Raw genomic sequence first — 17,830 nt, forward strand, 5'->3', positions numbered from 1 at the left:
ATATCAGCGGAGAACCCACCCCTATGTATTTGACGCCCCAGCACATCCTTCTTGCAGGTGCCACCGGTCTGACCGGCGAACACTTGCTCGATCGCTTGCTCAATGAACCCACCGTCGCGCGCGTGCTGGCGCCGAGCCGCAGAGCGCTGGCAGAACACGCGCACCTGGAAAACCCGGTCGGCGAATTGCTCGAACTCTTACCGAAGCTGAGCGGTCCGGTTGACACCGCATTCTGCTGCCTCGGAAGCACCATCAAGCAGGCCGGCTCACAAGATGCCTTTCGCGCCGTTGATCATGACTTGGTGCTGGCCTTCGCCCAGCGCGCCCGCGAACTCGGCGCGCGCCACCTGATCGTAATCAGCGCGCTGGGCGCCAACCCTGGCTCCTCGGTGTTCTACAACCGCGTCAAAGGCGAGATGGAAGAGGCACTCAAGACCCAGGGCTGGGCGCAACTGACCCTGGTGCGACCGTCCCTGCTGCTCGGCCCACGCGCCGAGTGGCGCATTGGCGAACGCCTGGCCGCCCCCGTGATGCGCTGGCTGCCGGGCAAGTACCGCGGCATTGAAGCGACCGTTCTGGCCCGGGCCCTCTGGCGCCTGGCACTGGAAGAGCAGGACGGTGTGCGCATCGTCGAATCCAACCAGCTGCGCCGACTCGGCCGCTAAGCCCTTTCCTCGTTGAGTGAGCCCTATGAGCCCAACCCCTAACAGCCTGATCGAGGCTCTGCAAACCGCCGACATGCTGGAAATCGACGGCCTGCATGCCTGGCAGTTCAGCCTGGATAACGACCTTCTAGCCCAGGTCAGTGCCGGTTCGGCTGCCGCCAACAGCAACGATCAGATCGTGCTGCGCATCGAATGCATCGATGGCCGCGACCATCGCAAGTGGCAGTTTTCCCTCGCCGCGGTCATGGCCGCGCGCTTCGATGCGCAGAGCGACAGCTGGCACCTCGCAGATGGCGAGCAACAGCACCAGATCCAGTGTTTCGCCGCGATCAGCGGCAGCAACGATGATGAGGCTGACACCAGTCACGAGGCCTAGCCGCCGGGAGTCCGCCATGCAACTGTATGACCGCTATATCCTGCCGCACCTGATCGACTTCGCCTGCGGTATGGGCGAAGTGATGAAAGCGCGCGCGAAAGTGGTCCCGCAGGCGCAGGGACGGGTGCTGGAGATTGGCATCGGCAGCGGGCTGAACCTGGAATTTTACGACCCTGCACACGTCAGCCTGATAGTCGGCGTCGATCCCTCTGCCGAAATGCAGCACCTGGGACGTGAGCGTGCCGCACGGATCGCCATCCCCGTCGAGATGATCGCCCTGGAGCTGAATCAAATTCAGGCAGCCGACGCCAGTTTTGACAGCATCGTCTGCACCTTCACCCTGTGCTCCATCCCCGACGCGGTGGCCGCGCTCAAGGACATGCGCAGGGTGCTGAAACCCGGCGGGCGCTTACTGTTCTGCGAGCACGGCCTGGCTCCTGACCCGCCCGTGGTGCGCTGGCAACACCGGCTGACGCCGTACTGGAAACCGCTGGCCGGCGGCTGCCACCTCAACCGGGACATCCCCACGCTGATCGAGACCGCCGGTTTCACCCTCGGCGCCCTTAGCTGCGGCTACCTGAAAGGACCAAAGCCGATGACCTATGTTTATTCCGGCTGGGCCGACTAGCCGCGCTCCGCAACCAATGACGCCCTGGATGCAAACTCCAGAGCACTATTGCGACTATCGTTGCTGCATCATGACTCCGGTTATAACCCACGCATGAAACCACCCTCACCGCAGCTGCCTGCCCACCTCGGCCTCCACCTGTTGGGCGCCCTGGTGCTGTACCTCTGCCTCGCCGCTCCCTCCGGGGCACAACCGCGTGAAGTACGCGTTGGGGTCTACGCCAACGAGCCGAAAATTCTGCTGGGCTCGGATGGACGAATCTCGGGTATTTTCGGCGAGCTCTTGGAAGAAATCTCCCGCAATGAAAACTGGCGCCTGCAGCCGGTGCCTTGCGACTGGCAACGCTGTCTCGAGCTGGTGCAGAGCGGCGAGATCGACCTGATGCCGGATGTCGCCTTCAGCGAGGCACGCGCGCAGATCTTCGACTTCCACAGCAAGCCGGCGCTATACAGTTGGTCGCTGCTGTACAGTCGCCAGCGGGTCTTACTCACTTCACCACTGGACTTGCAGAACCAACGCATAACGGTGTTGGCCGGTTCCATCCAACAAGACTTTCTGGCCGCCATATTCGCAGGAGTTAAGGTGTCAGGAAACCTGATGCCGGTGGCGAGCCTCAAGCAGGGTTTCAAGATGGTCAGCGAAGGGCAGGCGGATGCTGCAGTGGCCAACCAGCAGTTCGGCGACATGCACGCCCCCTTATACGGCCTTCGCGGAACACCGCTGATGATCCCGCCCGTACGCATGTTCTACGCCACTCACAAGGGCAGTAACGACGACCTGCTGACCGCCATCGACCAGCACTTGCTGGCCTGGGAAGACAATCCTGATTCGTTTTACTTCCAGGCACTCGGCCGCTGGAGCGGCCCATCCGCGGCCCCGAGTATTCCGAACACGGTCTGGTGGGGGCTGGCAGGACTGGCCACCCTGCTGCTGCTGGCACTCGGCGGCACCCTGCTGCTGCGCCGCCAGGTGGCCGAGAAAACCCGCCACCTCAAGGCCAGCGAGCAGCGCCTGAACACCATTCTCGACAGCGTCGAGGCCTACATCTATATCAAGGACCCCGAGCTGCGCTACCAGTACGCCAACCGCAAGGTCTGCGAGTTCTTCGGCCAACCGCTGGAACAGGTGGTGGGACAGACCGACGAACGCTTCTTCGATGCCACCACCGCGGCCAACCTGCACGGTAACGACCGCCGCGTACTGCAGCTCGGCGAACGACTGGAGACAGAAGAAACCAATCGCAGCCTGGACGGCAGCAGCGAACACACCTTTCTCTCGGTAAAGCTGCCGCTGCGTAACCCGCAAGGCGGTATCTACGCCTTGTGCGGCATCTCCACCGATATCACCGAGAACAAGCGAAACCTCGAACAGATCAACCGCCTGGCGTTCTACGACCCCCTCACCGGCCTACCCAACCGCCGCCTGCTGTTTGACCGCCTGCAACACGCCCTGGCCCAAAGCGCGCGCAACCAGCTGGAAGGCGCGCTGTTGTTTATCGACCTGGATAACTTCAAGGACCTCAACGACACCCTCGGCCACGACATGGGCGACCAATTACTGGTCCAGGTGGCCCGACGCCTGAGCAGTCATGTGCGTGCCGAGGACACCCTCGCCCGTCTCGGCGGCGACGAGTTCGTGCTGATGCTGGAAGGGCTGCACCGAGAGCATGAGGGTTGCATACAGCAGATCGAAACGGTGGCCAACAAGATCCTCCAGGCCCTCGCCGCACCTTACTCACTGCAGGGGCACAGCTACACGAGCACCGCCAGTGTCGGCGTTGCACTATTTTCAGAAACCCATAACACGGTCGATGAAGTGCTCAAGCGCGCAGACTTGGCCATGTACCAAGCCAAATCGGCCGGGCGCAACACCTTGAAATTCTTCGACCCGGTGATGCAGGCCGAAGTCAGCGCACGCGCCAGCCTGGAAAGCGACCTACGGCAGAGTATCAGCGCGGGTCACTTCATCCTGCACTACCAGCCACAGGTGAACCATGAGGGCCAACTGCTTGGCGCCGAAGCCCTGATCCGCTGGCAGCACCCGAGCCGCGGCCTGGTGGCGCCAGCCGAGTTCATCCCCCTGGCAGAAAGCACGGGACTGATCCTGCCGCTGGGCCGCTGGGTTCTATACAGCGCCTGCCAGCAACTGGCCGCCTGGGCTGAACAGCCCAAGTTGGCCGGACTGACCCTGGCGATCAACGTCAGCGCCCGACAGTTCCACCACCGCGACTTCGTCGATGACGTACTCGCCGCCCTGAAAGAGGCCGGGGCCAACCCGGCTCGACTGGAGCTGGAACTGACCGAAAGCCAACTGGTGGAGGATGTCGAAGCGATGATCGTCAAACTGACCCAGCTCAGAAGCCGCGGGGTGCGCTTCTCGCTGGATGACTTCGGCACCGGCTACTCATCCCTCAGCTACCTCAAGCGCCTGCCCCTGGATCACCTGAAAATCGACCGTTCCTTCGTCCGCGACCTGCTCAGCGACCCTAACGATGCGACCATTGTGCGCGCCATCGTGGCCCTGGGCGGCAGTCTGGATCTGGAGGTGATCGCCGAAGGGGTGGAAAGCCCTGAGCAGCACGCTGCCCTGCTGCAGTTGGGTTGCCACAAGTTCCAGGGCTATCTGTTCGGTGCGCCGGGCCCCGTGGCGGCCCTGGAACAGTGGCCACCTGCCGCGATATTGGCGGGTGAATTGTTGCCTAGCACGCACAGCGCCGATTGATTTCGCTCCTTGATCGCGTCACGGCTCTTAGTCGAGGGTGGAACGCCGAACAGGCGGATCTGTGCCAAGCTCTGCAAACCAGCCTGAACACCTAGCGGCGGTACGCCATGAGCCAGCTCAGAGTCTTCTACAACAGCGCCTGCCCGGTGTGTAACGCTGGCATCGAGAGCCAGCGCCGACGCATGCAGGCAACGGACAGCTGCCCAGTCGAGTGGATCGACGTGCAGCGGAACCCCGCGGCGGTCGAAGAGCTGGGCGCGGAACTGGAGCAGGTGCGCGAGCGCCTGTACCTCAAGGATGAGCAGGGCCAGATCAAGATCGGCGTCGACGCCTTTAGCGCCTTGTTCCAGCGCACCCAGGGCCAACACTGGCTAGGCCGGCTGCTGCGCCTGCCCGGCCTGCATGGGCTGGCGCGCTGGAGCTACAACCTGTTCGCCCGCGCGCTGTATAGCTGGAACCGCCGCAAGCGGCATTGGTAAGTCCGCGCACCCGAGAGCTACAGACCGCCGCTGACGCCGAGGTGCAGGCCCAGTTCGGCGGCGATGGAAAACGGCAGCAACAAGGTATCCAGCAGCGCACTGGCGGGCAGATCCAGCGCCGCATACTTGGGCGCCTCCGCGCCGAAACGATCCAGCGGGCAACAGCCGCCATTCAGCGCATACCAGTCCAGCCGCGTGCCGGAATAGAGGAGCGGCGCACCGGGCTTGGCCGCATCCAGGGTGCGCACGCTGGCGCAGCCGCCGAGCAGACCTAGCGCCAGCAGCAGCAGCGTCAACCCCTTACAGACCCGACGCCGCGGCCGGCCCCGATCAATCATCGACGCTCACCTGATGATGCTCGCCCCAGCGCGGCAGCATGTCCTGCGGCACGTCCAGGCAGTTGAGGATGCGCGCGACGACGAAGTCGATCAAGTCGTCGATGGTCTGCGGCTGGTGGTAGAAGCCCGGCGCCGCCGGCAGGATGGTGGCGCCGAGATTGGACAGTTTGAGCATGTTCTCCAGGTGAATGCTGGAGAACGGTGCCTCGCGCGGCACCAGAATCAACTGACGGCGCTCTTTCAGCGCCACGTCCGCGGCGCGCTCGATCAGGTTGTTGCAGGCGCCCGTGGCGATCGCCGACAGGGTGCCGGTCGAACAGGGCACCACCACCATGGCGCTCGGCGCCCCAGAGCCGGAGGCCACCGGGGCCATCCAGTCTTCCTTGCCGTACACCCGAATCTGTCCCGGCGCGGCGCCGGTGTACTCGCTGAGAAACGCCTGCATGGCCTGCGGCTTGGCCGGCAGGGTCACATCGGTCTCGGTGGCCAGCACCAACTGGGCCGCCTTGGAGATCAGAAAGTGCACCTCGCGTTCTTCCTGCACCAGGCAGTCGAGCAGGCGCAGGCCATATTGCGCGCCCGAAGCGCCGGTCATGGCCAAGGTCACGCGATCCGGTCCACTCATAAATTCACCCTTAATGCTGTTGCGCTTGGTTATGCCGCGTTGAAAACCTGTTCAAAATGCTCATTTACTCGAAGTAAACTCCGCTTCTTCGCAGGTTTCTGCCTTGCCTAACCTGCGCTCACGACGCATTGCGTGCGAATTTTCGCTTTTCATTCAGCCAGGGCCTTGGCCAGTTTGCCGTGCAGGCCGCCGAAACCGCCGTTGCTCATGATCACCACCTGGGTGCCTGGCGTCGCCTGGGCCTTGACCCCTTCGATGATCGCCTCCAGCGAATCGCAGACCTGGGTCGGCACGCTCGACGAGGCCACCGTGGCGGCCAGATCCCAGCCGAGGTTGGCCGGCGCGTACCAGTACACCGAGTCGGCCTGCTGCACCGACTCCGGCAAGCCATCGCGGTGGGCGCCGAGCTTCATCGAGTTGGAGCGCGGCTCAACCACTGCGATCAACTGCGCACTGCCGATACGCTTGCGCAGTCCGTCGAGGGTGGTGGCGATGGCGGTCGGGTGGTGCGCGAAGTCGTCGTAAATCGTCACGCCGTTGACCTCGGCAACCTTCTCCATGCGCCGCTTGGCGTTCTTGAACTCGCCCAACGCAGCGATGCCCTGGGTCGGCACCACGCCGACATGCCGCGCCGCCGCGAGTACAGCCAGGGCATTGGCGACGTTGTGCTGGCCGGTCAACTGCCAATCGACCACACCTTCGACCTTGCCGGCGAAACTCACCTCGAAGCGCGAGCCGTCCTCGCTGAGCAGACTCGCCTGCCACTGACCGCCGGCGCCGGTGGTTTGCACCGGGGTCCAGCAGCCCATCTGAATGACTCGCTGCAAAGCGCTTTCGCTGGAGGGATGAATGATCAGGCCGTCGCCGGGAATGGTCCGCACCAGGTGATGAAATTGCCGCTCGATGGCCGCAAGATCCGCAAAGATGTCCGCGTGATCGAACTCAAGATTATTGAGGATCGCCGTGCGCGGGCGGTAATGGACGAACTTCGAACGCTTGTCGAAGAAGGCACTGTCGTACTCGTCGGCCTCGACCACGAAGAACGGCGTGCCGCCCAGGCGGGCGGAGATGCCGAAGTTCTGCGGCACCCCGCCGATCAGAAAGCCCGGGCTCATGCCCGCGTGCTCCAGCACCCAGGCCAGCATGCTGCTGCTGCTGGTCTTGCCGTGGGTACCGGCCACCGCCAGCACCCAGCGCCCCTGCAGCACATGGTCGGCCAGCCACTGCGGGCCGCTGACATAGGCCAGGCCTTTATTCAGCACATGCTCCACCGCCGGATTGCCGCGCGACAGGGCATTGCCGATCACCACCAGATCCGGTGCCGGGTCAAGTTGCGCAGGGTCATAGCCCTGGGTCAGTTCGATGCCCTGGGCCTGCAACTGAGTGCTCATGGGCGGGTAGACATTGGCGTCGGAGCCGGTCACCCGGTGCCCCAACTCCTTGGCGAGAACGGCCAGCGAGCCCATGAAGGTGCCGCAGATGCCGAGAATATGGATGTGCATGAATGACCTCTGAGACGGGCAGCCGAGGCCCGAAAATCCTGGCGGCAGATTAGCACAGCGACTCGCGCGCGGGAGCCGCGGAGCATCACGCGACGGGAGAATGATTGCCTCCGCCGCGCCGCACTTTCAGACCCGCTCATACGAATAAACACCCTGGAGAGGAGCCGGCGCACCAGCGCCTGCACGCACCCTGTAGAGAGCCGGAGCGGGAGGTACCGTCGCGCTACTGCGGGCGCTCGATCGCATGCTTGCGCAGCTTGCGGTACAGGGTGTTGCGGCTGATACCCAACTGCTCTGCGCTACGCGTCATATGCCAATATTGAGCCTCCAGGACCTTGAGCAACGCCACACGTTCGGCGTCGTCGAGTGGGGCGGAGTCGGGGCTTTCGCTCGCGCCGCTCAGGGCCGGCAGGCGGCGAATTTCCATCGGCAGTTCGGCATGGCGAATGACGCCGTCTTCACACAGCGCCACCAGGGTGCGCAGCACATTGCGCAACTGCCGCACATTGCCCGGCCAGTGGTAGTCGAGCAGGGTCTGCTGCGCCCGATCTTCCAGGTGTACCAGCTGGCCACGGGCCTCCTCGCCGAGCAGGTGCTGGAGCAGCTGCAGCTTGTCGCTGCGTTCGCGCAGCGGGGGCAGCTGCAGGACCAGGCCATTGAGACGATAGAACAGGTCTTCGCGAAATTGCCCGGCGGCCACTTGTTCAACCAGGTCGCGATGGCTGGCACTGATCACTCGCACATCGATGGTCTGTACCTCACCACCGATGGGTTCCACCTGACGCTCCTCGAGCACGCGCAACAGACGGGTCTGCAGCGCCAGCGGCATGTCGCCGATTTCATCGAGAAACAGGGTGCCACCGTCTGCCTGTTGCAGCTTGCCGCGCATACCCTCCTTGCGCGCCCCGGTAAAACTGCCACCGCGGTAGCCGAACAGTTCGCTCTCGATCAGGCTCTCCGGAATCGCCGCGCAGTTCAGTGCGACGAAGGGTTTGCCGCCGCGCGAGCTGACCTGATGCAGCGCCTTGGCGAAAGCCTCCTTGCCGGTACCGGTTTCGCCGCCGATCAGCAGCGGCACATCGCGCTCGTAAACCCGCAGGGCGCGGCGAAAGTCGTTCTGCAGGTCCGCATCGGCCAGGCACAGCCCGGGGGTCGCCAAGGTTTGCCCACCTTGAGCTTGCGGACTGCGCCGCGCCTGACCGCGGAGCATGGCAAAAAGCAGCTGACCGCGCTGGGTATACAGCGGCCAACTGGCGCTGGGCTGCAGCGAGGCACGGCCAAGCAAGTCATCCAGACGGCAGTCGAAAATCTCCACCAGAGTGCGCCCGAGCAGACGCTGACGGGCCAGGCCGAGCAGGTTAATCGCGCTCTGATTCACCGCACGGACCCGACCATCACCATCGAATGCCAGCAGGCCCTCACTGAACTGGCCAATATATTCGGCCTGAGCATGGAAACGCAGCAGCCACTCACCCTCATAACTGCGCAGGAAGTGGCAGCCCTCGATGGCCTTGGCCGACAGATTGACCAGGGCCATGGTGTGGAACTGGCTCTGCCGCGACACGTCGTGGCGTGCCGAGGATACATCGAGCACCGCCAGCAGCTCGCCATGCGGGTCGAACACCGGGCTGGCCGAGCAGGTCAATCCGGTATGGCGGCTGCGAAAATGCTCGTTCTGGTGGATGGCCAGCGGCTGGCGCTCGACCAGGCAGGTGCCGATGCCGTTGGTGCCCTCGCAGGCCTCGCTCCAGTCGGCGCCGAGCCATAGGCCGGCCTGCTCGAACGTGCGCTGTTCCGCCGCTTCGGTGACGCAATTGAGGATCAGCCCACGGGCATCGGTGAGCAGCACTGCGTGCCCGGAGCCGGCCAGTTGGCGAAACAGGCTGTTCATCTCGTCGCTGGAAATCTCCAGCACCAGCTGCAGCTGTTCGCGGCGCTCGAGCATGCGCGCGTGTTCGAGCACCGCAGGCGCCATTGATTGCGCAGGGTCGAGGTGGTGCTGTTCCAGGCAGCGCAGCCAGGAACGCGCAACCGAGGGATCGGCGGCCGGGCCGGCGACTTGCGCCTTGCCCTGTGCCACGGTCAGCACCTGCTGGGCGTGGCGACTCAGATGATTGTGCATTTTTATTGTTCTCCGCTACGGGGTGGCGGTAGGCAACCCGTGCCCTGGCGAGACACCCGCAACGGCGCAGCATCCACCAGCTCAGGCGGCATTGCAACGCCGCGCAGACCAGCGAGCCAGGGGCTGTACCGGCAGCGTGACAGAGTGTCACCCCCGACTGTACCTAAGTCGCGACAGTACTTTCGGATGAGACCTTTCAGATTCTAGTTCGACAGCTCTAGCACGACACTTTCATCAGCCTGGCCCGCCCCTTGCTCTAGGGTTTTACAAGCGCAGCAGCGCTGCACTCCCCAATAAGCACAAGAGCCAGGAGCATCACCATGATCTACGCAAAACCCGGAACACCAGGCGCTGTTATCAATCTCAAGCCGCGCTACGGCAACTTCATCGGTGGCGAGTTTGTCGCGCCGCTCAAGGGGCAGTACTTCAGCAACACCAGTCCGGTCGATGCCTCGCTGATCGGTGAGTTTCCCCGTTCCAGCGCCGAAGATATCGAGCTGGCCCTGGATGCCGCCCATGCCGCCGCCGATGCCTGGGGCAAGACCTCGGTGCAGAATCGCTCGCTGGTGCTGCTGAAAATTGCCGACCGTATCGAAGCCAACCTCGAACTGCTGGCCGTGGCCGAAACCTGGGACAACGGCAAGGCGGTGCGCGAGACGCTGAACGCCGACGTGCCGCTGGCCGCCGATCACTTCCGTTATTACGCCGGTTGCATCCGCGCCCAGGAAGGCAGCGCCGCCGAGATCGACGAACACACCGCCGCCTATCACTTCCACGAACCGCTGGGCGTGGTCGGGCAGATCATNNCTCAAGTGCGCCGCCGAGAACATCATTCCGAGCACCGTCGAGCTGGGCGGCAAGTCGCCGAACATCTTCTTCGAAGACATCATGCAGGCCGAGCCGGAGTTCATCGAGAAGGCCGCCGAAGGCCTGGTGCTGGCCTTCTTCAATCAGGGCGAGGTGTGCACCTGCCCATCGCGGGCACTGGTGCAGGAATCCATCTACCCGGNNGATGAAGCCGAAGCCCTGGCGATTGCCAACGACACCGAGTTCGGCCTCGGCGCCGGCCTGTGGACCCGCGACATCAACCGCGCCTACCGCATGGGCCGGGCGATCAAGGCCGGACGGGTATGGACCAACTGCTATCACCTGTACCCGGCGCACGCCGCGTTCGGTGGCTACAAGAAGTCCGGCGTCGGCCGCGAAACCCACAAGATGATGCTCGACCACTATCAGCAGACCAAGAACCTGTTGATCAGCTACGACACCAACCCACTGGGCTTCTTCTGATCGTTCCTCCCGGCGACTGCGGTCGCCGGGAGGCGCTTGATAGCCTGGCCTACTCAGCTCAACCTTACGCGCGCCAATTCGGCACCACTCTGCCTGCCAAATAGGCTGATGCAGATCGCAGCCCCTCGAGAGCATCGCGTCAGCAGGCGCAGATGAAGCGTGCGGTTTCAACAAAAACAACAATAACCCGGGACACAACCATGGACCAGATTGGCAATTACGTGCTCTATCTCATCATGTTCTGCGCCGTACTTGGCGCGTTCGCTGCCATTCACAACAGCGAAGAAGGGCTTGGTAAAGAATTCATGGAGGGTATCCACTCCACCGGCTACATCTTCGTGCCGGCGGCGGGCATCATGGCCTCCATCCCCTACCTGACGGTGGTAATCGAGAAAGTCTTCGGTCCATTCTTCGGCTCGCTCGGCGCCGACCCGGCGCTGGCGGCGACCATGATCATCGCGTCAGACATGGGCGGTTATCAGCTGGCCTCGGCACTCGCCGCCAGCAAGGAAGCACTGGTGATGGCACTGATCACGGGATTCATGGGCGGTGCCACCATCGTCTTTTCGATCCCGATGGGCCTGGCGATGCTTGACAAGCGCGACCATAAATACATGGCGCTGGGCATCATGTCGGGCATCCTGACCATCCCGCTGGGCGTGTTGATCGCCAGCCTGCTTCTGGCGTTCAGCAACCCTCTGGTACGTGACCTGGTAGCCACCAATGGCGAGGCCACCTATCAACTGGCACTGGGCTTGAGCAGCATTTTCTCCAATCTGCTACCGATCCTGATCTTCGTGGTCGCCCTGGCCCTTGGCCTGCGCTTCTTGCCAGACATGATGATCAAGGGCTTCATCATCTTCGGTCGGGCCATGGACGCGGCGATCAAACTGGTGCTGGTGTTCTCCATCGTCGAATACTTCACCGGGGTCTTTACCCTGGTGTTCGGTGGCTGGGGCTTCCACCCGATCATCGCCGACGCCGAAGACCAGGCCCGCGCACTGGAAACTGCCGGTTACATCGGCATCATGCTGGCCGGTGCGTTCCCGATGGTTTATCTGCTGCGTAAATACCTCGGCCAACCGCTGGAAAACCTCGGATCGAAAATCGGCCTGACTGCGGCCGGCAGCGCCGGCATGCTGGCGACCATCGCCAACATTCTTGCGATGTTCCGTCTGGTGCGGTTCATGCCGCCGAAGGACAAAGTGGTCAACATCGCGTTTGCTGTCTGCGCCGCCTTCCTGCTGGGCGATCACTTGTCGTTCACCGCCAACTTCCAGCCGACCATCATTCTGCCGGTACTGATTGGCAAGATAAGTGCAGGCTTTATCGCCGTCGGTCTGGCGTACTGGCTCTCGGTGCCCAAGGCCCTGCAACTTGAGGCGCAAGACCGGGCCGCCGGGATCATTACCAAAGGCGAATATCTGGACTTGCCAGTGCCCGACAACAGCCTGCCGGTCGGTGACAAAGCAACCGCCTGAGTCCGCTGCGTTAAGGTGCGCTGCCGACGTCTGTGCTCGGCAGCGCAGCCTCCCATTTGAATCGGAGACGAGATGGCAAGTTTTTCCCATACCGCAGGCGTCCAGACCTACCGCTTCGACGACCTCAAGGAGGTCATGGCCAAAGCCAGCCCGGCCCGTTCCGGAGACTTTCTGGCCGGCGTCGCGGCGCTCAACGATGGCGAGCGGGTCGCGGCGCAGATGACCCTGGCCAACATCGAACTCAAACATTTCCTGCAAGAACTGCTGATTCCCTACGAGAGCGACGAAGTCACCCGGCTGATCATTGATACTCACGACAAACAAGCCTTTGCACCGGTCAGTCACCTGACCGTCGGTGGCTTTCGCGACTGGCTGCTCAGCGATGCTGCCGACGAGCACAGTCTGCGCGCGCTCGCCCCGGGACTGACCCCCGAAATGGTCGCTGCCGTGTCGAAGATCATGCGCGTGCAGGATCTGGTACTGGTGGCACAGAAGATTCGCGTGGTCACCCGCTTTCGCAACACCCTCGGTCTGCGCGGCCGTCTATCCACCCGCCTGCAACCGAACCACCCGACCGACGAACCGGCGGGGATCGCCGCAAGCATCCTCGACGGGCTGCTGTACGGTAATGGCGACGCCATGATCGGCATCAACCCGGCCACCGACAGCATCGCCTCGATCTGCGAGATGCTGAAGATGCTCGACGGCGTCATCCAGCGCTTCGAGATTCCGACCCAGTCCTGCGTGCTCACCCACGTCACCAGCTCGATCGAGGCGATCAACCGCGGCGTACCGCTGGACCTGGTGTTCCAGTCGATCGCCGGAACTGAAGCCGCAAACGCCAGCTTCGGTATCAACCTGCAGATTCTGCAGGAGGGTTACGACGCCGGGCTTTCGCTGAAACGCGGCACCCTCGGCAATGACCTGATGTACTTCGAAACCGGCCAGGGCAGCGCCCTGTCGGCCAACGCCCATCACGGCCTCGACCAGCAGACCTGCGAGACCCGCGCCTACGCGGTGGCGCGCCACTTCAAGCCGTTTCTGGTCAACACCGTGGTTGGTTTTATCGGCCCGGAATACCTCTATAACGGCAAGCAGATCATCCGCGCCGGACTGGAGGATCACTTTTGCGGCAAGTTGCTCGGCGTGCCAATGGGCTGCGACATTTGCTACACCAACCACGCCGAAGCCGATCAGGACGACATGGACACGCTGCTGACGCTCCTGGGCGTGGCCGGCATCAACTTCATCATGGGCATCCCCGGCTCCGACGACATCATGCTCAACTACCAGACCACCTCGTTCCATGACGCGCTCTATGCACGGCAGACGCTCGGCCTGAAACCGGCACCGGAGTTCGAGGCCTGGCTGCAACGCATGGGCATCTTCACCCAGGACGATGGCCGCGTTCGCTTCGGCGAGCAACTACCGCCAGCATTCCGCCTGGCGCTGGCGCAACTGGTCTAAGGAATTCCTATGCAGTACATCGAACTCGAACAAGAGCGCCAACCGGGCACCTGCGGCGCGACCCATAACCCCTGGCAGGAACTGCGCCGCCTGACCAGTGCGCGGATCGCCCTCGGCCGCGCCGGCAGTAGCCTGCCGACCAACGCACAACTGGACTTCCAATATGCCCACGCCCAGGCGCGCGATGCCGTGCACCTGGCGTTCGACCATGCGGCCCTGAGCAGTGCGCTGGCCGAGCGCGGGCGCGCCAGTCTGCTGCTGCACAGCGCCGCCGCTGACCGCAACAGTTACCTGCAGCGCCCTGACTTGGGCCGACGCCTGGACCCGGCCTCGGCTCATCAGCTACGGGACTACGCGCAGGCCCATCCCGGCGGGGTCGACCTGGCCATCGTGGTGGCCGACGGGCTCTCGGCGCTGGCCGTGCACCGCCATACCCTGCCCTTTCTCGCGCGCCTGGAAGAACAGACGTGCGCCGAGGGCTGGTCGCTGTCGCCCGTGGTACTGGTGGAACAAGGGCGGGTCGCGGTGGCCGATGAGGTGGGCGAGCTGCTCGGGGCACGCATGGTGGTGATTTTGATCGGAGAGCGCCCCGGCCTGAGTTCGCCGGACAGCCTCGGCCTGTACTTCACCTATGCGCCCAGAGTCGGTTTGACCGACGCCTACCGCAACTGCATCTCCAACGTGCGCCTGGAAGGCCTGAGCTACGCCATGGCCGCGCATCGCCTGCTGTATCTGATGCGTGAGGCCTGTCGTCGACAGTTGTCAGGGGTCAGCCTGAAAGACGAGGCAGATGTGCCGGACCTCGCGTCAGGCATCTCCACGAACGGGCCGCGTAATTTTCTGCTCGCCGAGCCCCTGACCGCCGCGGAGGACGCTTAAGGTCCCCCGCGTAGCGATCAGCCGCCTAATCAAACGCTTGCTTGGATTGCGTATTCAAAATGCTTTAGGCAGCATCGAGTATTCGCAGGCATAGCCCCTGCGCCGCCAATCCAGCCAATAGAAGCCGAGGCCCGCCATGCGCATAGTCCAAGCCACCCTGGAACACCTGGACCTGCTGACCCCGCTGTTCGTCAAATACCGTGAGTTTTATGACGAGTTGCCCTACCCCGACTCCTCGCGCAAGTTTCTGGAAACCCGCCTGCGCCGCAAAGAGTCGGTGATTTACCTGGCGTTGGCCGATGACGAAGACAAGCTGCTCGGCTTCTGCCAGCTCTACCCGAGTTTCTCTTCGCTGTCGCTCAGGCGCGTGTGGATTCTCAACGACATCTATGTCGCCGAAGACGCGCGTCGGCAACTGGTCGCTGACCGCCTGCTGCAAACCGCCAAGAAGATGGCCAAAGAGACCAACGCCGTGCGCATGCGCGTCGCCACCAGCCGCGATAACGACGTGGCGCAGAAGGTGTACGAGTCCATCGGCTTCGTCGAAGACGAACAGTTCAAGAACTACGTGCTGCCAATTAACGGCGACTAAACAGTCCGTTGAAAGATGTAGAGCGCGACGTCCTGGGCTGCACTTGGCTGAACCACCGAGGGCCAACCATGTGCAGCAGTCGCTTAGCCGCTCAGGCTGAGCCACAAGCCGAGCAGTAATTGCGCTGTTAGCGTGGCCAACAGTGCCAGCTGCCAGCGCCGTTGGCGCCAACTATATGCACGCGCCAACCCCACGGAATGCTGCAACGGGTGCTGCAAGGCCTGGCGAAACTCCGACAAGGCCTCGAATCGAGCGCTAGGCTGCGGCGCCAGGGCTCGCGCCAACACGCCATCCCAGCCCGCCGGCAAGTAACCGGCGCAAGAGGCCAAAGACACATAGCGACTCTGGGCACCGCCCTCTGGACAGGCGATTTCCGGCCAACGGCCGCAGAGCAACCAGTAGCTCAGCGCCGCCACGGCGAACTGATCGGCGCGACCATCCACCCGCCCCTCGCCGCGCAACTCCGGCGCCAGCGGAATCGCCTCAGCGGGTAAGCGTTGCCGGGGTACGCCCGGTAAAAGCGCGGCATACTCGGGCAACAACAGCAAACGGCCGCCGTCGCCAACCAGAATATGCCGCGGGCTCAACCACAGCCCTTGCATACCCCGACGCTGCAACGCCCGCACCGCCGCGATCAATTGGTCGAGCAAGGCCAGCAGGCTTTGTCCATCCAGCGGCGCATGCGCCGCCGCCCAGTCGTTGAGGCTGCGCATTCCCGGCGCGGGCAACTCGAACAGCAAGAACGCATGCTGACGTGGCTGGTGCGACGACAACACTTGCGGCAAGCTGGCCACCGGGCTGCGGCGCAAGGCCCATTCGCGCTGCCAGAAGGCCTCATCGGCCGCCTCCTCGGCCAGCCACAACAACGCCTCGCACCCTGCCCTGTCACGGGCCTTGAACACCCGTCCCGGCGGGCCGAACGCACAGCCACTGAGCAAGGTCCAGCCATCCAGCTGCATCCCCGCCACCGCTTCGGACAACGCCGGCCACTGCTCCCGCTCGGTAGCGGGTGGCGGGCTGTCTGCTGCGCCCGGCAGGAGCAGTACCGCGGCGCCGGGCGCGCTCAGCAGCGGCGCCAACAATGCCGGCAGGTGGGCCACGCTGAGCGCCTCGCACTGCGTGTGGAAGGCCTGCAAATCGGCTACAGCGAGCAATGGCTGGGGCGCCAGCAGCAACGCCTCACCCTGGTTCAACGGCAACCGGTGCTGCACCAATGCCAGCTCGGCCTGCATCCCCAGATGCAGGCCGTCGCGCCCGACCAGACTCTGTAAGCCGCTGGTCTGGTAGCGCAGCAGGCCAATCGCGCCGGCCTGGAGAAACTGCACCTCGTCACCCTGCACCAGCAACAGCCCGGCGTTCAACTGAGGAATGCTGCGGCCTGTTTGCTGGCGAAAAAATAGGCGTTGGTTGAGCGCCGCCAGGACCTGACGCGCCGCCTGCACTTCACTCCAGCCTTGCGGCGTGCAGCGATAGTCGGCGAACACTTGATCCAGGTAACGCTCCAGGCGCTGCACCACTTCGGGGCAATCGCGCGCCCATAGCAGCGCCACCAACAGCACCGGCGCACGCCCCTGGCGGCCGGCCAGCCAACTCGCCCGAGTCCGCGCCGCCTGGCACGGCAGGTCGAGACCATGGCCCTGTACCAGGCTGACGGCGGGATGTTCCATACGTTCTATCGACATCGCGAGCACTCCCCAGGACGTGACCGCCCAGAGCGTTGCAGCCTTTATGCCGACTCGCCGCCGCTTGTCGCCTGCCCGGACCAGGCTTTAAGGTGAGTAGCCCACCAACCTGAGTCGAATAGCCATGTGGTCGCTCCGCGCCTGGCGCCGCCGGCGCATCCTTGCCCGCCACCCCATCAGCCCCGCGACCTGGGCCGCAGTGCGCCAACACCTGCCTCTGCTCGATGGCTTGGACGAGACTGAAGACCAGCGCTTGCGTGAGCGCGCGCAGTTATTCCTGCATCACAAACACCTCACCGCCCTGCCCGGCGTCGAACTGGATGAACTGGCGCGCCTGACGCTCGCGGCGCAAGCCGAACTGCCGCTGCTGCATTTGGCCGAGCGCGACTGGTACCGCGGTTTTCATGAAATTGTCCTCTACCCGGACGACTTCCTCAGCCCGCAACGCCACCGCGACGCCAGTGGCGTGGTGCACGAGTGGGACGCCGCCCACAGCGGCGAGGCCTGGCAGCAAGGCCCGGTGATCCTTGCCTGGCCCGGCGTGCAGGCTAGCGGCGACTGGGACGCCTACAACCTGGTGATCCACGAGCTGGCACACAAGCTGGACATGCTCGGCGGCGACGCCAACGGCTTGCCGCCGCTGCACCGCGACATGCGCGTCAGCGACTGGGCCAGTGCCATGCAGAGCGCCTATGACCGGCTCAACGCGCAACTGGACGCCAACCCCGCGGCGGACACCGCCATCGACCCTTACGCCGCCGAGGACCCGGCGGAATTCTTCGCGGTGACCAGCGAGTACTTCTTCAGCGCGCCGGACCTACTGGCCGCGGCATTCCCGGCGGTGTATGCGCAACTCAAGCTGTTCTACCGACAAGACCCACTGGCGCGCCTGCAACGCTTACAAACCGCCCACCCCGACTACCGCACTAGAACCAATGAGGGCCACTGCACGACCAATGGCTAAGCACCCCGGCGTAGCAACG

The 17,830-nt window shown here is 63.8% G+C and carries 15 protein-coding genes and 1 pseudogene; 11 read left to right on the plus strand and 5 right to left on the minus strand.

Annotated elements, in window-relative coordinates:
- Positions 1 to 23 precede the first annotated feature (23 nt).
- The 5 genes from TMS3_RS22905 (at position 24) to TMS3_RS22925 (ending at position 4,869) form a co-directional block, all read left to right on the plus strand.
- Complete coding sequence (locus tag TMS3_RS22905; RefSeq protein WP_025167636.1) at positions 24 to 665, plus strand: oxidoreductase; 642 nt, start codon at positions 24 to 26, stop codon at positions 663 to 665.
- A 25-nt stretch (positions 666 to 690) separates the two neighbouring features.
- Positions 691 to 1,041, plus strand: a complete 351-nt coding sequence (locus TMS3_RS22910; protein ID WP_025167637.1) for a DUF5629 family protein — start codon at positions 691 to 693, stop codon at positions 1,039 to 1,041.
- Positions 1,042 to 1,057: 16 nt separating this feature from the next.
- Positions 1,058 to 1,669: a class I SAM-dependent methyltransferase gene (locus tag TMS3_RS22915; RefSeq protein ID WP_025167638.1), complete on the plus strand. Its 612-nt coding sequence runs from the start codon at positions 1,058 to 1,060 to the stop codon at positions 1,667 to 1,669.
- 93 nt (positions 1,670 to 1,762) lie between these two features.
- The gene (locus tag TMS3_RS22920; protein WP_200929752.1) at positions 1,763 to 4,390 is read left to right on the plus strand and encodes an EAL domain-containing protein; all 2,628 of its coding nucleotides are present in this window, start codon (positions 1,763 to 1,765) and stop codon (positions 4,388 to 4,390) included.
- A 107-nt stretch (positions 4,391 to 4,497) separates the two neighbouring features.
- Entirely contained in the window at positions 4,498 to 4,869 is a 372-nt protein-coding gene (locus TMS3_RS22925) for a thiol-disulfide oxidoreductase DCC family protein (RefSeq protein WP_025167640.1), read from the plus strand.
- Between the two features lie 17 nt (positions 4,870 to 4,886).
- On the opposite strand, the gene TMS3_RS22930 is transcribed toward TMS3_RS22925, so the two are convergent.
- The 4 genes from TMS3_RS22930 to TMS3_RS22945 form a co-directional block, all read right to left on the minus strand.
- Positions 4,887 to 5,207: a YceK/YidQ family lipoprotein gene (locus TMS3_RS22930; protein WP_051394293.1), complete on the minus strand. Its 321-nt coding sequence runs from the start codon at positions 5,205 to 5,207 to the stop codon at positions 4,887 to 4,889.
- Positions 5,200 to 5,832: a flavin prenyltransferase UbiX gene (gene ubiX / locus TMS3_RS22935; protein ID WP_025167642.1), complete on the minus strand. Its 633-nt coding sequence runs from the start codon at positions 5,830 to 5,832 to the stop codon at positions 5,200 to 5,202. Before ubiX ends, TMS3_RS22930 begins: the two co-directional genes overlap by 8 nt.
- A gap of 149 nt (positions 5,833 to 5,981) precedes the next feature.
- The gene (mpl, locus tag TMS3_RS22940; RefSeq protein WP_025167643.1) at positions 5,982 to 7,334 is read right to left on the minus strand and encodes a UDP-N-acetylmuramate:L-alanyl-gamma-D-glutamyl-meso-diaminopimelate ligase; all 1,353 of its coding nucleotides are present in this window, start codon (positions 7,332 to 7,334) and stop codon (positions 5,982 to 5,984) included.
- 223 nt (positions 7,335 to 7,557) lie between these two features.
- Positions 7,558 to 9,456 (minus strand): sigma-54-dependent Fis family transcriptional regulator, encoded by a 1,899-nt coding sequence (locus TMS3_RS22945; RefSeq protein WP_025167644.1) that lies wholly within the window; start codon positions 9,454 to 9,456, stop codon positions 7,558 to 7,560.
- 320 nt (positions 9,457 to 9,776) lie between these two features.
- Between TMS3_RS22945 and TMS3_RS22950 the strand changes: the two are divergent.
- From TMS3_RS22950 to TMS3_RS22970, 5 genes and pseudogenes are all read left to right on the plus strand, one after another.
- A pseudogene (locus TMS3_RS22950) lies at positions 9,777 to 10,746 on the plus strand (aldehyde dehydrogenase family protein).
- 200 nt (positions 10,747 to 10,946) lie between these two features.
- Positions 10,947 to 12,227, plus strand: coding sequence for an ethanolamine utilization protein EutH (eutH, locus tag TMS3_RS22955; RefSeq protein ID WP_025167647.1), 1,281 nt, complete (start codon positions 10,947 to 10,949; stop codon positions 12,225 to 12,227).
- A gap of 72 nt (positions 12,228 to 12,299) precedes the next feature.
- Complete coding sequence (locus TMS3_RS22960; protein ID WP_025167648.1) at positions 12,300 to 13,694, plus strand: ethanolamine ammonia-lyase subunit EutB; 1,395 nt, start codon at positions 12,300 to 12,302, stop codon at positions 13,692 to 13,694.
- Between the two features lie 9 nt (positions 13,695 to 13,703).
- A complete protein-coding gene (gene eutC / locus TMS3_RS22965) occupies positions 13,704 to 14,573 on the plus strand; it encodes an ethanolamine ammonia-lyase subunit EutC (RefSeq protein ID WP_025167649.1) in 870 nt (289 codons plus the stop codon).
- A 136-nt stretch (positions 14,574 to 14,709) separates the two neighbouring features.
- Complete coding sequence (locus tag TMS3_RS22970) at positions 14,710 to 15,165, plus strand: GNAT family N-acetyltransferase (RefSeq protein ID WP_025167650.1); 456 nt, start codon at positions 14,710 to 14,712, stop codon at positions 15,163 to 15,165.
- An 83-nt stretch (positions 15,166 to 15,248) separates the two neighbouring features.
- On the opposite strand, the gene TMS3_RS22975 is transcribed toward TMS3_RS22970, so the two are convergent.
- Positions 15,249 to 16,847, minus strand: coding sequence for a serine/threonine-protein kinase (locus TMS3_RS22975; protein ID WP_025167651.1), 1,599 nt, complete (start codon positions 16,845 to 16,847; stop codon positions 15,249 to 15,251).
- Positions 16,848 to 16,971: 124 nt separating this feature from the next.
- Between TMS3_RS22975 and TMS3_RS22980 the strand changes: the two genes are divergently transcribed.
- Complete coding sequence (locus tag TMS3_RS22980; RefSeq protein ID WP_025167652.1) at positions 16,972 to 17,811, plus strand: M90 family metallopeptidase; 840 nt, start codon at positions 16,972 to 16,974, stop codon at positions 17,809 to 17,811.
- Positions 17,812 to 17,830 lie beyond the last annotated feature (19 nt).

Source organism: Pseudomonas taeanensis MS-3, assembly GCF_000498575.2.
Taxonomy (GTDB): Bacteria; Pseudomonadota; Gammaproteobacteria; order Pseudomonadales; family Pseudomonadaceae; genus Aquipseudomonas; species Aquipseudomonas taeanensis.

What these genes read in the sequence shown, in the direction of transcription:
- TMS3_RS22905 (WP_025167636.1), top strand. Translation starts at nt 24, where the DNA reads ATGTATTTGACGCCCCAGCACATCCTTCTTGCAGGTGCCACCGGTCTG.
- TMS3_RS22910 (WP_025167637.1), top strand. Translation starts at nt 691, where the DNA reads ATGAGCCCAACCCCTAACAGCCTGATCGAGGCTCTGCAAACCGCCGAC.
- TMS3_RS22915 (WP_025167638.1), top strand. Translation starts at nt 1,058, where the DNA reads ATGCAACTGTATGACCGCTATATCCTGCCGCACCTGATCGACTTCGCC.
- TMS3_RS22920 (WP_200929752.1), top strand. Translation starts at nt 1,763, where the DNA reads ATGAAACCACCCTCACCGCAGCTGCCTGCCCACCTCGGCCTCCACCTG.
- TMS3_RS22925 (WP_025167640.1), top strand. Translation starts at nt 4,498, where the DNA reads ATGAGCCAGCTCAGAGTCTTCTACAACAGCGCCTGCCCGGTGTGTAAC.
- TMS3_RS22930 (WP_051394293.1), bottom strand. Translation starts at nt 5,207, where the DNA reads ATGATTGATCGGGGCCGGCCGCGGCGTCGGGTCTGTAAGGGGTTGACG.
- ubiX (WP_025167642.1), bottom strand. Translation starts at nt 5,832, where the DNA reads ATGAGTGGACCGGATCGCGTGACCTTGGCCATGACCGGCGCTTCGGGC.
- mpl (WP_025167643.1), bottom strand. Translation starts at nt 7,334, where the DNA reads ATGCACATCCATATTCTCGGCATCTGCGGCACCTTCATGGGCTCGCTG.
- TMS3_RS22945 (WP_025167644.1), bottom strand. Translation starts at nt 9,456, where the DNA reads ATGCACAATCATCTGAGTCGCCACGCCCAGCAGGTGCTGACCGTGGCA.
- eutH (WP_025167647.1), top strand. Translation starts at nt 10,947, where the DNA reads ATGGACCAGATTGGCAATTACGTGCTCTATCTCATCATGTTCTGCGCC.
- TMS3_RS22960 (WP_025167648.1), top strand. Translation starts at nt 12,300, where the DNA reads ATGGCAAGTTTTTCCCATACCGCAGGCGTCCAGACCTACCGCTTCGAC.
- eutC (WP_025167649.1), top strand. Translation starts at nt 13,704, where the DNA reads ATGCAGTACATCGAACTCGAACAAGAGCGCCAACCGGGCACCTGCGGC.
- TMS3_RS22970 (WP_025167650.1), top strand. Translation starts at nt 14,710, where the DNA reads ATGCGCATAGTCCAAGCCACCCTGGAACACCTGGACCTGCTGACCCCG.
- TMS3_RS22975 (WP_025167651.1), bottom strand. Translation starts at nt 16,847, where the DNA reads ATGTCGATAGAACGTATGGAACATCCCGCCGTCAGCCTGGTACAGGGC.
- TMS3_RS22980 (WP_025167652.1), top strand. Translation starts at nt 16,972, where the DNA reads ATGTGGTCGCTCCGCGCCTGGCGCCGCCGGCGCATCCTTGCCCGCCAC.